This window comes from Maribacter algarum (ex Zhang et al. 2020) (assembly GCF_005885635.1).
In the GTDB taxonomy this organism is placed as follows: Bacteria; Bacteroidota; Bacteroidia; order Flavobacteriales; family Flavobacteriaceae; genus Maribacter_C; species Maribacter_C algarum.
Window position 1 is genome coordinate 902,887 of sequence record NZ_VATY01000001.1, and the last position, 12,927, is coordinate 915,813.

Genomic DNA, 12,927 nt, shown 5'->3' on the forward strand with positions numbered 1-12,927 from the left:
TAAATTAATTCGGGCTTAGAAATAACAACGGATGACTTCCAGAGTATTTTTTCTTTTAGGTTTTAGTATGCTGCTAAGTTGTGGCCCAACTATGCCTGAAGAAGTAGAAATCGCTTATGAAGACCTTCCTGAAACCATAGACTTTAATTTTCATATACGCCCTATTCTTTCGGATCGTTGTTTCGCTTGTCACGGACCTGATGAAAAGGCACGAAAGGCAAATCTCAGACTGGATATTGAATCCAATGTTTTTTCAAAACTTGAGGACAAAGAACTGTTTCCTGTGGTAGCTGGAAAACCTGACCGAAGTGAAATCATCAAACGTATTCTTCACGAAGACCCTGAGATGGTAATGCCTACCCCTGAATCCAAAATGAGCTTGACGAATACTGAAAAGGCCATTTTGATAAAATGGGTGGAACAAGGAGCCAAATGGAAGAACCACTGGGCTTTTGAAGCTCCTAAAAAATCAGAACTCCCCACAGTATCAAATGCAAAATGGACAAAAAGCGAGATTGACCATTTTGTCATGAACAAACTAGATTATCTGGGATTACAACCATCCGAAGAAGCTACAAAAGAGACCTTGATAAGGCGCTTATCTCGCGACCTAACGGGATTGCCCCCTACACCAGAACAAGTTGCTGATTTTAAAAATGATAGATCTGAAAAAGCCTACGAATTGTTAGTTGACCGTTTGCTAGCATCAAAAAGTTATGGTGAACGATGGGCCTGGGAATGGCTGGATGTGGCTCGTTATTCGGACACCAACGGATATCAGGGTGATTTTACACGTGATATGTGGCCCTGGCGCGATTGGGTCGTTCAAGCATTCAACGCCAATATGTCCTATGACGAATTTAGTATTAAACAACTTGCCGGTGATTTACTTCCAGAAGCTACCACTGAGGATATTTTAGCAACGGCTTTTAACAGAAACCATATTTATAACACGGAAGGAGGCACCATTCCCGAAGAAACCCGTGTGGCAAATGTTTTTGACCGTACAGAAACAACGGGAACAGTTTGGCTTGGACTTACGCTGAACTGCGTTCGATGTCATGATCATAAGTTTGACAATATCTCTCAAAAGGAATACTATCAACTTTTCGATTATTTCAATCAAACTTCGGAAGAAGGTGGTGGTTGGGGAGGAAAAATTAAACCTTTGCTCACACTGGCTCCTGAACAAGACCAAAAAGAAATCAAGGAGCTAGAGTCCTATATAGCTACACTTTACGAAAAAGTAGAAACCTTGGAGTTGGAAAAATTTCCTCGGGCAAAAGGATTGCCTCCCTCGGAATCAGAAGTAGCAAAAAATACGGCGAACCTAGATCCCCGTATTCTTTTAAAACCACCTAAACTCCGCGGAGCAGGAGGTTTCAATCAGTTGATAAAGTACTTCAAAACGAAGGACGCCTACGGAAAAACCATCAAAAAGTTACACAAGACGTTGTCCAATTACAATGAAATCACCTCTAAACATACTCAGGTTCTGGTTATGGACGAGTTGGACGAACCAAGAACAACTTTTGTGCTGGACAGAGGTGGCTATCAAACGCCAATCCTAACGGATACCATTCGACCTGATGTACCAAAATTGCTTCCACCTTTAAAGGATGTTTCAGAGAATAATCGCTTAGCCTTGGCAAAATGGTTATTTGCTAAAGAGCAACCACTTACTGCGCGAGTTACAGTAAATCGATATTGGCAGGCTTTCTTCGGAAATGGTATCGTTAAAACTGCGGAGGATTTTGGGGTGCAGGGTTCGCTTCCTACACACCCTGATCTATTGGATTGGTTAGCTACCGATTTTCAAGAAAATGGATGGGACCTAAAACGTCTTTTCAAACAAATTGTAATGAGTGCAACATATAGACAGTCATCGAAGGTTTCTGAAGAACTTCTGGAAATTGATCCTGAAAACGTCTATTTGGCAAGGGCTACAAGAATGCGCCTACCATCTTGGATGCTTCGTGACCAAGCACTATTCGTGAGCGGAATGTTAAAGGATTCGATTGGAGGAGTTCCTGTTAAACCCTACCAACCCGAAGGCATTTGGGATGAAGCTACCTTTGGTTTCGTAAAGTACGAACAAGATACAGGCGATAATTTATATCGAAGAAGCTTGTATACGTTTTGGCGGAGAATTGTTGGACCCACCTTTTTGTTTGACAATGCCTCAAGACAAGTCTGTACCGTACGTACTCTAAAAACAAATTCTCCCTTACATGCTTTGACCACTTTAAATGACATCACCTTTACCGAGGCGAGTCGTGTCATTGCAGAACGCATTTTGAGCCATTCCGTTGATGATAAAAAACGATTGCAATACGGATTCAAACTGCTCACTTCTAGAAATGCAAGCTCAGATGAAATCGACATACTTCTTAACCGACTTGCTTCACTCCGAAATACATATTCGAAAGATAGATCCGCAGCAAAAGAGATTACCAGTATTGGGGAGTATCGAACCAATAGTGACTTAGATTTAACCGATTATGCTTCTTACGCGGTACTGAGTTCACTACTTTTAAATTTGGATGAAACCATAACGCGGCAGTAGATGGATAAAAAAATTCGACATCCTTTTGAGGAATTCCAAGCAGCTATGACCCGAAGAAGTTTTTTCGGAAAAACTGCCATGGGAATCGGCGGGATGGCTCTTGGAAATCTATTGAACCCGCTGTCAGCATTTGGGATGGATTCCGTTCAGAGAAAAACTCTTAAAAATGGACTTGGGCTTCCCCATTTTGCGCCAAAGGCAAAACGTGTTATCTATCTTTTTCAAAATGGCGCTCCGTCACATGTAGACCTTTTTGACTACAAACCGATGCTCCGTAAATGGCATGGCACCCAGATTCCGGATTCGCTCACCGAAGGAAAACGATTTTCCACAATGACAGGCGAGCAAGCCGCTCGACCCATAATTGGTGAAATAAGCAATTTCGAGCAACATGGTCAAAGTGGTGCGTGGGTCTCTGATTTTATGCCCGAAACGGCCAAGGTTGTCGACGACCTTTGTTTTATAAAATCGATGTACACTGAATCGGTAAACCATGCACCAGCAATCACTTTCTTCTTAACAGGTTCAGAACAACCTGGAAGACCAAGTATGGGTTCTTGGTTGACCTACGGATTAGGAACAACCGCAAAAGATCTTCCTGATTTTGTTGCAATGACCTCGAGAGACAAAGAGGCAAGTTGCGGACAAATTTTCTATGATTATTATTGGGGAAGTGGATTTCTCCCAACCAAATTCCAAGGCGTAAAATTTCGAGGTGGTGGTGACCCGGTTTTGTATTTGAAAAACCCCGAAGGAGTCAGTCGTGAAATGCGTCGCAAGATTTTAGACGACATGCAAGCGCTAAATGAAATCAACCACAATCAATACGGAGACCCAGAAATCAATACCCGGATTGCCCAGTACGAAATGGCATACAAAATGCAAATGAGCGTACCCGAACTCACCGACTTCTCCGATGAACCTCAGCATATTTTAGAAATGTATGGCCCTGATGTGCATCGTAAGGGAAGCTTCGCTTACAATTGTCTCATGGCACGTAGATTGGCCGAACGTGATGTGCGTTTCATACAATGTATGCACGCAGGGTGGGATCAACATACCAACCTCAATCATCAATTAAAGATACAATGTCAAGATACCGACCAGCCAAGTGCCGCCCTGGTAAAGGACTTAAAACAAAGGGGGATGTTGGAAGATACCTTGGTCATTTGGGGTGGTGAATTTGGACGTACGCCATTCCTTCAAGGGAATATTAAAGATGTTAAAAACTGGGGACGTGACCATCATCCCTATGTATTTACGGTTTGGATGGCTGGCGCCGGTGTAAAACCCGGTTTCACTTACGGGGCATCCGATGATTTCGGATTTAATCCCGTAGAGGGCAATGTGCATGTGCATGATTTTCAAGCCACCGTTATGCATCTATTGGGTATCGATCACGAACAGTTTACGTTTAAGCATCAAGGAAGACGTTACCGATTGACCGATGTTCATGGTAATGTAGTCAAAGATATTTTAAGCTAAATTAGAACCTATAAAACCGAACAAATGAATAGACAATGCCTAGCCTTAGATTTAAAAGATGACCCAACTCTAATTGCCAAATACGAAGAATACCATAGAAATGTATGGCCTGAAATTTTAGATAGTCTCCGTGATTCAGGAATAACTCATATGGAAATCTATCGTGTTTCAAATCGACTCTTTATGATTATCGAAACGACTGACGATTTTTCATTTGAAAAGAAAGCCCAAATGGATGCCGATAATGCAAGGGTACAAGATTGGGAAGTTCTAATGTGGGATTATCAGCAAGCCCTACCTATTGCCAAACCTGGGGAAAAATGGCAGCCTATGGAAAAGATATTTGATTTTAGTACTTGAGCCCAATTTTGAATGAGGGCACTAATCCCTCTTATTTTTCATATATTTAAAGGAATCGTTTTATCCTTAAAAACGTATTGATTTACATACGTCAACCAACCACATATGAACTTAAATTCTCAGCTCAAACCAGAGCATCTAATCAACAAAATTGACAACTTATGGTCTTTGTCAGGGGGTAAGCTCAAAAGCATGACTTCCTCTTTGAAAGGGGCTGAAGGTTCGCCAGTGGTTACCGTCAATGGAACCTATAAACCGAGAAGCTGGACCGATTGGACACAAGGTTTTCAATTTGGCTCCGAATTGTTCCAATACAATGCGACGGGCGATTCATATTTTCTTGACTTGGCAATAGACAACATTAAAAGCAAAATGACCTCTCATGTGAGCCATTTTGGCGTTCATGACCACGGTTTCAATAATTTAAGCACCTATGGGAATCTGCTTAGACTAATGAACGAAGGAAAAATCCCTAAAGATTCATGGCTGGAGAATTACTGTGTTTTAGCATTGCAACTTTCCGCATCTGTTCAAGCCCAACGCTGGACTTCCATACCTGAAGGAGGGTTTATTTATTCCTTTAACGGTCCACATTCTTTATTCGTAGATACAGTTCGCACAATTCGAATTATGGTTGCGGGTCACTTACTAGGTCATCATTCTTCCGGAGAAAATGATATCAAAATAAGTTTGTTGAAACGTGCTTATCAGCATGCCTTGGCAACCGCAAAGTATTCAGTGTATTATGGGGAAGGCCGCGATAGTTATGATATTTGGGGACGTACCGCCCACGAGGCTATTTTTAATACCAACGATGGGAATTTCCGCTCCCCTTCCACCCAACAAGGCTACAGCGGTTTCTCAACTTGGACTCGTGGATTAGCATGGGCCATGCTTGGGTTTACGGAGCAACTTGAGTTTTTACAAAGCCAAGACAGTTTGCCCGAATTTGAAGAATTGGGAGGCAAGGCGCATTTAGAAAAAGTCTTTCTTAAGGCTGCAAAAGCTACATGTGATTTTTATATAGATCATACCACTGTTGACGGAATTCCCTATTGGGACACCGGTGCCCCAGGCTTAGTTCATTTACCGAATTGGCAAAAAGAAAAGTCAGACCCATTCAACGACTTCGAACCTATTGATAGTTCGGCAGCAGCAATTGGAGCGCAAGGCTTATTACGTTTGGGCAACTATCTCAAAAAAGATAGTTCTGCCGAAGCCGATAAATATTGGGCTGCAGGACTTACCGTAGCAAATACATTGTTCGATGAACCCTATTTAAGCTCTGATACGAAACATCAAGGCTTAATTCTACATAGCATCTATCATCGCCCCAACGGCTGGGACCATATCCCAGAAAATAGCAAGATTCCAAACGGAGAAGCTTGCATGTGGGGTGATTATCACGCTAGGGAATTGGCGCATTATTTAAATGAAGTCATCAAAGAGGAATCTTATTATACTTTTTTTAAAGGCATAGCATCTAAGTAATGGCCAAACAAAAAATCACTCGTGTTGCTCAATTGAAATCTGCCACGGATTTTACAGAACATCTATCAGCCATTGGAACCGATTTGCCATTTAAAGAACATTTAAGTGCACCTGGGAAATCTAGTTTGGGACAATCTTTTCAACTAAAATCTGGTCAGATTATTGGAAATCGATTTTGTATTCTTCCTATGGAAGGCTGGGATGGCACAACCGATGGTCTCCCAACCGAAAACACAAAAAGAAGATGGCATAATTTCGCCATTAGTGGAGCCAAGTTATTATGGGGCTGTGAAGCGGTTGCTGTTTGCCCTGATGGAAGGGCCAATCCGAATCAACTCATGATTAATGAGCAAAATCTGCAGGCTTTTAAGGATTTGTATGCTGATTTGGTCTCTGATCATGAAAAGAAGTTCGGGGCAACTTCTGACTTATTAATAGGATTACAATTGACTCATTCGGGAAGATTCGCAATTCCAGATCGTGACCGGATTCGAAAACCAAAAACCCTATATCGTCACTCTTTACTTGACAAAAAATTCAATCTCCCTGAAGACCATAAGCTGATGACCGATGCAGAAATCGACCAGTTAGTCGATGATTTCGTGAAAGCAGCAAGTCTTGCAAAAGAAGCAGGATTCCAATTTGTAGATGTCAAGCATTGCCATGGCTATTTAGGGCACGAATTTCTAAGTGCCAAGACAAGGGAAGGCAAGTATGGTGGTTCGCTTAAAAATAGAATGCGTTTTTTAACTTCAGTTGTTGAAGGTATTCGAGCTACCAGTAATATTCCTGTGGCAGTGCGATTGAGTGCATTCGATTTTATTCCCTACAAGAAAAATGAATCTAATATTGGAATTCCCGAAGAAGTAAACCATGCGTATACTGAAGCATTTGGAGGAGATACCAAAGGAACAGGTATAGATATCTCCGAAGTCTTTGAAATGCTAGGTTATTTTGAGGACTTAGGTATTGAATTGGTATGCATCACAGCAGGAAGCCCTTACTATGTGCCACATATACAGCGCCCTGCCATTTTTCCACCATCTGATGGTTATCTTCCTCCTGAAGATCCATTGGTAGGTGTTGCCAGACAGATTCAAATTACGGATAAAGTCAAAAAGAAGTTTCCAAAACTTGTGATAGTTGGTTCTGCTTATTCCTATCTTCAAGAGTGGCTTCCGAATGTTGCCGAGGCGGTTATTGATGAAAATGGAGCGGACTTCATTGGTTTAGGACGTATGGTATTGAGTTACCCTGAAATGCCTGATGATATATTGAAAGGTAATCAGTTGGTTCGAGGAAGTATTTGTAGAACATTTTCTGACTGTACCACAGCTCCTAGAATAGGAATGATTTCAGGTTGTTTTCCATTGGATTCCTATTACAAAAAAATGCCTGAGGCCGCAGAATTGAAAGCATATAAAAAAGAGGCACGACTATGAAAAAAAATGTCTTGATTACCGGAGGGTCTCGCGGAATAGGCCTAGGCATCGCAAAAGAATTGGCTGCCTTAGGTTGCAATTTGGCCATTAACGGGGTTCGGCCCGAAGACGAAGTAAAGGAAACACTAGATATGCTCAGGCAATCAGGAACTAAGGCAATTTATTGTCAGGGTGATGTTTCTTCTGCAGGTGATAGAAGTAAGATTATCCAAGGAGTTCTGGATGAATTCAAGTCCATCAATGTGCTCGTAAATAATGCTGGGGTCGCTCCTAAAAATAGAGCAGACCTGCTTGATGTTTCAGAAGAGAGTTATGACCGCTTGATGAATATAAATCTCAGAGGGCCATTTTTCCTGACCCAAATGGTAGCAAAGCATATGGCTTCACAAAAGGCAAACGATTCGGATTTTCAAGGGAGTATCATCAATATTTCTTCGGTAAGTGCAATTATGGCCTCGCCAAATCGGGGAGAATACTGTATTTCCAAAGCGGGTATGAGTATGATGACCAAATTGTTCGCCGTAAAACTAGGGGAGCACGACATTCCTGTATATGAAGTACAGCCTGGAGTTATTAAGACAGATATGACCACGGCAGTTCAGGAAAAATATGAAAAACAAGTTACTCAAGGGCTCACAATAGAGCCACGTTTGGGATTTCCCGAAGATGTGGGCAAAGTGGTAGGCGCAATTGTTGAAAATAAAATTCCCTACGCAACGGGGCAGGTTTTTACCATTGACGGTGGTCTATCACTTCTTAGATTTTAAAATATGAAAAGTTCAAAACGCACACGACTTTTACTCATTTTGGATTTAATAGCCATTGGCTTGGTCATCGCGACATTCAGCCCTCTGGTCATTCCTGTGAATGAATCAAATCCAAGTTGGTATGGTATTCCATTTACGCTTTGGTCGAGTTTTTTGATAAGTGTACTTTTTGTTGTTTTGGCATATTTGGTATCCCTCGTAAATAAAGAAAAGAAGCATGCTGACTAAATTTATCATTGCGGCTGTCATTTACCTAGCGATACTAGTTTTCTTGCTACGACTTACTCGTGTCAAGGAAAAAACAACTTCAAACTATTTATTGGGTGGTGGTAATATAGGAGCGGTCATTGGACTTTTTACAACCGCAGCTACTTTGTTTAGTGCTTTTACCGTGGTAGGAATGCCTGATTTTTTTAGAACGCATGGTATTGGAGCTTGGATTTTTTTGGCCGTTTCAGATGCTTTTATGGTCTACGGATTAATCCGAGTAGGTGAATTATTGAGAAAAAAAGCCAGACGTCTAGATTTTAAAGGGATGTCGGGACTCATGAAAAGCACCTATGGTAGTAAAATGGCCGGATATGTTGCTTTTGGTGGGGCAGTGGTTTTTTTGATACCGTATATCGCAGTTCAGATTAGTGGTATTTCTATTTTTTTGAATGCGGCTTTTCCAGATACGATTCCCGTTTGGATATGGAGTTCCATCATCGTACTTATCATGGTTATTTATAGCGAAACAGGTGGGTTGCGAGCTATTATGTACAACGATACCCTTCAAGGAATTCTTCTTTTCATAATGATTTGGATTATCGGTTATAATTGCATTGACCATTTCGGCGGTATAGAATCGATGTTCGCTAAAGTAAAATCCGTAAATGCAGAATTGCTTTCTGTGCCGGGACCTAAAGGACTTTTTACGCCCCAATTTCTTATTATTTCCGCTATTGCCATTATTTGTTTGCCATTTACCCAACCGCAAATTTCAACACGGGTTGTCATTATGAAAAGTAGTGCCTCGTTGCGACGAATGGCCATTGGTTTAGGATTGGTCGCTATTTTCATCATACTACCCACTTTATTTATGGGAATGTATGGCGCCGTTTTATACCCTGAGGCCACTACCCAAGATTTCATAGGTCATGTTTTACTCTATGACCAAGGCTCGAGCATTGCCGCTTTAGGGTTAGTTGGTTTAATAGCCGCAGCAATCTCTACTTCAGATTCCCAGATATTCGCTTTGGGTTCAGAGTTGCGCTCCCTATTATCTTTGGATGACAAAAAAGCGGTTTCAATCACTCGTATTTTTATCTTGGTTTTTGCTGTACTAGCCCTGATTTTTTCCATAGTCAGCACAGAGCATTTAGTCCTATTGGCTAGAACAAGTTTTACCGGAACTGCGATGATGGCCCCAATGATTCTTGTGGGTATTTTAAGTTCGAAGAAACTTTCTCGTTTAATGCCAATAGTCACCTTAGTGGCTTTACTCTCTTTTATCCTAGCCAAAATTGGAATCATCCCGGTTAGCATTGGTAGCCTTCAAATGGAAATGTTATTATTTATTGGTTTGGCGATTTCGGTCCTAATTGAAGTCTTAGTCATGTCTAAACAGAAAACGGAATAATAACATTACTACATAGGATGTGTTTCCAGTAATTCTGCAGGCGTATAGAAACCTTCTTTGTCTTTTGTTGCCTCTCTCACCTCTTTGACCTTTTCAGGTGAAATTGGATTTGCCTTATTACCATGCGCATTCCTCACAAAAGTCAAGACAGCAGCTATTTCTTTGTCATTCAGCATACCACCATAAGGAGTCATTGGCACCTGACCTGGATAGGTTTTGCCCATCAGTTCCAATGGACCCATTAGTCCGTGTAACGTTAATTTTATTAAGCGTTCTTCACTTCCAGTAACCCATGGTGATTTTGCCAAGGGAGGAAATTGAGAGGCACTTAAACCTTTGCCATCAGGTTGATGACAAGTGATGCAAAAGCCTTCGCGATTGTAAATTTCCTCGCCCATTACAAAGAGTTCTTTTTCGGCACCCTCTAAATCGGTCTTGGTTCCTTTGGTTTCCGGATCCTGATTGATATTCACATCTTGAATATGTGCCAATGCAGCTTCCATCGGTTTTTCCATCCATTTATCCAGAGGCATTTCACTAGCGGTTTCTAGTATGGGCAAGCCTACCTCTTTATCTAACCATGAAGCAGCAACAAATGCTTCAAGCCGAACTCTTGGGTTTTCATCCTTGACAGCGGCCATCAACAACTCCGCCTGATTGGCAATCTGATGTCCTGAATAGCGGAGAACTTTTACAGCGGAGGCTCTTGCTCTAAAATCTTTAGCGGCCAACATTTGATTTAACAATTCCGCATCGACTTTGTTTAATCCCCAACTTACCCATAGAGCCTCTAAAACATGATGCTCATATCTAGAATCATTTTTATCCAAAGCCCTAACCCAAACTTTCAACTTAGCTAATACCCCTTCTGAATCCCTGGCCCGTAACTCTCTTTTAGTACGATAGCGTGACCTATATTCGGGAAGTTTCAAATTATCCAATAGTTCGTCGATACTGGCATCAACAATTTTGGCCGGCTCTACCAAAGGCCTAGATGGATACGTAATTCGATAAATTCTTCCATGCTCATGATCACGCAAAGGGTCACGGGCATTATGCTGCATATGACCTACGAGTACATTATGCCAATCAACAAAATACAGCGATCCATCGGGAGCAAATTCCATATCAACAGGACGGAATTTTGTATCACTCGACACCACTAAATCTTGACGATGTTTACTGACATATCCAGAACTATTCGGATCATCGACCATTGTATGTTGTTTGGTTCCCAAGAAACCTATCGTGTTGTGAATAATTAAATCACCTTGAACCTCATCAGGAAAGTGGCGGCTTGAAACGAATTCCAAGCCAGAAGTTGGCCGAACTCTATGTGCATCCTCGATTAAATTTTTGGGCAATGGGGATGATTGTCCATAGCGAGGCTTAATAGACCCCGGCATCATCCAGGTCATATCAGGACCTGAGGTATGTGCAAAGAAATTTTGCCCCCATTCGTCAAAAGCGATTCCCCAAGGATTTGGAATTGGTAATTGTGCCGTTCGTTCCAAATGATGTCTTTGCGGACTGTAACGATAAAAACCTCCGTTGGTTGCACGAACGGGACCGTACGCTGTTTCCACATTGGTATGAAGAAAAACACCTTCTCCCATATAAATTGCTCCGGATGGATCCGCTACAAATGCACCCGCGGTGTGATGTGTGTCATGATCATCAAAACCACTTAGAATGATTTCAGTTTCGTCTGCTTTATCATCTCCGTCGGTATCTTTTAATAAGACCAAGTTCGTTCCCTGGGATACATAAACTCCCTCAGGTGCAAATTCAAAACCGATAGTCAAATGCAGGTCATCTACAAAGGTTGTTTGCTTGTCAGCTTTGCCATCATTATCGGTATCCTCAAGGATGATTAATTTATCATTGGGCTTACTATCTCCGGGTAAATAATGTGGATAGGTGGGCATAACCCCTACCCAAAGTCTTCCTTTGTTATCAAACGACATTTGAACAGGATTCGCCAAATCAGGGAACTCCTTTTCCGAAGCAAACAATTCCAACTTATAACCCTCAGGAACCTTTATTCTATTCAAAGCTTCATCACCATATAAATACCCTTCCGACGCATCGCCTTGGCCTTTGTTGTAATTGGTTTTTACGGGAGGAAGTTCCCTGGTTTTTGCATCGGCGGCAGCCAAATCCAAGGTTTTTCCTTGAGTAGCTTCCCATATGGCCGCATCACGAATTTCAGTCATTTGGCGAATCTTCTCTTTTTCAAAAGGATAGTTGTCAGGACCAAAAGGGTCATATCTTCTACCCCAAGCATGCACACCGTTAGGCAATTTTATCTCATTATGCCAGAACCAGTTTTTCTCCATGACGGCTTCATGAACCAATTTTCGATTTTCGGCAGCTTCTTCATCAGTTTCACCGAAAACTGCATCCGCCAAAAACTTGCCGAATTTCTGGTAGCCTAAATCGTTCAATTGAAAACCATCCGCAGTTAAATCCTCAGATTCAGAAGCAAACCATTTTGTAGTGGTATCAAAGGCGTCAACAAATAGCACACTATCCTTTGCAGCGACTTCTTTCATCGCTTGCGTATACAACCCCAAGTTTTTATTTTCTTTTTTCCCGTCTGGCAAGTCCATTTTCACGGATAAATCTTCGAAAGCAATGGGTGAAACCAAGGCAAGTTGAGGGGCTTCAACACTGTTATATTTTTGACTCTTTGTATGCTCAATAAAGGCATGTAACTCATTCTTGTAATTCTGTAAACCCGCTTCTCCTTCAAAGGATTCGCTATAGCCAAAAAAAGCAATAATCACGTCTGCTTTTAAATCGGTTAGCCATTCATCCTCCGTTGGAAAATGACCTATGCTTCCTGATTTATTGGCAAGTTCAGTTTGAAACTTTTCAGCTCCCGGAAATGCCCAAGGGGAATTCCTAGAAGAATGCGGTCGAAAACCAGGTGTGTTTGCGGGATCAGCCATATTCCGAATGAACAAGGTACTATCCGGATATCTCAAATGCATTTCAGTTTCAAAATGACCAAAATTCAGCATCCGTGATGCTAAATTGTTTCCAATCAAAACAATATGGGAATCCTTTTGAATCGGTAGTTTATTTGAATCCTTTTCACCACAACTTGCAACCAGTATCAGGATGCCAATAGTAAGAAACCATTTTGTTGCAATTCGATTTATATTAATTCCCATTCTTTCCAGTATAAAA

Annotated in this window: 9 protein-coding genes; 8 read left to right on the forward strand and 1 reads right to left on the reverse strand. The window is 41.5% G+C overall.

Annotated elements, in window-relative coordinates:
• Positions 1-31: 31 nt before the first annotated feature.
• The 8 genes from FEE95_RS03875 to FEE95_RS03910 all read left to right on the forward strand — a co-directional run bounded on the left by FEE95_RS03875 (position 32) and on the right by FEE95_RS03910 (position 9,732).
• On the forward strand, positions 32-2,566 hold the full coding sequence (locus FEE95_RS03875; RefSeq protein ID WP_138656509.1) for a PSD1 and planctomycete cytochrome C domain-containing protein: 2,535 nt from the start codon (positions 32-34) through the stop codon (positions 2,564-2,566).
• Entirely contained in the window at positions 2,567-4,051 is a 1,485-nt protein-coding gene (locus FEE95_RS03880; protein ID WP_212748417.1) for a DUF1501 domain-containing protein, read from the forward strand.
• Between the two features lie 24 nt (positions 4,052-4,075).
• The gene (locus tag FEE95_RS03885) at positions 4,076-4,411 is read left to right on the forward strand and encodes an L-rhamnose mutarotase (RefSeq protein WP_138656510.1); all 336 of its coding nucleotides are present in this window, start codon (positions 4,076-4,078) and stop codon (positions 4,409-4,411) included.
• A gap of 105 nt (positions 4,412-4,516) precedes the next feature.
• Positions 4,517-5,902, forward strand: coding sequence for a glycoside hydrolase family 88 protein (locus FEE95_RS03890; RefSeq protein WP_138656511.1), 1,386 nt, complete (start codon positions 4,517-4,519; stop codon positions 5,900-5,902).
• Positions 5,902-7,344: an NADH:flavin oxidoreductase gene (locus tag FEE95_RS03895; RefSeq protein ID WP_138656512.1), complete on the forward strand. Its 1,443-nt coding sequence runs from the start codon at positions 5,902-5,904 to the stop codon at positions 7,342-7,344. Before FEE95_RS03890 ends, FEE95_RS03895 begins: the two co-directional genes overlap by 1 nt.
• Entirely contained in the window at positions 7,341-8,111 is a 771-nt protein-coding gene (locus tag FEE95_RS03900) for a 3-ketoacyl-ACP reductase (RefSeq protein WP_138656513.1), read from the forward strand. The genes FEE95_RS03895 and FEE95_RS03900 overlap by 4 nt, the downstream gene beginning before the upstream one ends.
• Positions 8,112-8,114: 3 nt before the next feature.
• Positions 8,115-8,339: a hypothetical protein gene (locus FEE95_RS03905; protein WP_138656514.1), complete on the forward strand. Its 225-nt coding sequence runs from the start codon at positions 8,115-8,117 to the stop codon at positions 8,337-8,339.
• The gene (locus FEE95_RS03910; RefSeq protein ID WP_138656515.1) at positions 8,329-9,732 is read left to right on the forward strand and encodes a sodium:solute symporter family protein; all 1,404 of its coding nucleotides are present in this window, start codon (positions 8,329-8,331) and stop codon (positions 9,730-9,732) included. Before FEE95_RS03905 ends, FEE95_RS03910 begins: the two co-directional genes overlap by 11 nt.
• An 8-nt stretch (positions 9,733-9,740) precedes the next feature.
• On the opposite strand, the gene FEE95_RS03915 is transcribed toward FEE95_RS03910, so the two are convergent.
• Positions 9,741-12,911 (reverse strand): PVC-type heme-binding CxxCH protein, encoded by a 3,171-nt coding sequence (locus FEE95_RS03915; protein WP_138656516.1) that lies wholly within the window; start codon positions 12,909-12,911, stop codon positions 9,741-9,743.
• Positions 12,912-12,927: the final 16 nt, after the last annotated feature.

Bases quoted from the DNA above. Each gene is read 5' to 3' on its own strand.
- FEE95_RS03895 (WP_138656512.1), top strand. From the start codon at position 5,902: ATGGCCAAACAAAAAATCACTCGTGTTGCTCAATTGAAATCTGCCACG.
- FEE95_RS03885 (WP_138656510.1), top strand. From the start codon at position 4,076: ATGAATAGACAATGCCTAGCCTTAGATTTAAAAGATGACCCAACTCTA.
- FEE95_RS03915 (WP_138656516.1), bottom strand. From the start codon at position 12,911: ATGGGAATTAATATAAATCGAATTGCAACAAAATGGTTTCTTACTATT.
- FEE95_RS03900 (WP_138656513.1), top strand. From the start codon at position 7,341: ATGAAAAAAAATGTCTTGATTACCGGAGGGTCTCGCGGAATAGGCCTA.
- FEE95_RS03890 (WP_138656511.1), top strand. From the start codon at position 4,517: ATGAACTTAAATTCTCAGCTCAAACCAGAGCATCTAATCAACAAAATT.
- FEE95_RS03905 (WP_138656514.1), top strand. From the start codon at position 8,115: ATGAAAAGTTCAAAACGCACACGACTTTTACTCATTTTGGATTTAATA.
- FEE95_RS03875 (WP_138656509.1), top strand. From the start codon at position 32: ATGACTTCCAGAGTATTTTTTCTTTTAGGTTTTAGTATGCTGCTAAGT.
- FEE95_RS03880 (WP_212748417.1), top strand. From the start codon at position 2,567: ATGGATAAAAAAATTCGACATCCTTTTGAGGAATTCCAAGCAGCTATG.
- FEE95_RS03910 (WP_138656515.1), top strand. From the start codon at position 8,329: ATGCTGACTAAATTTATCATTGCGGCTGTCATTTACCTAGCGATACTA.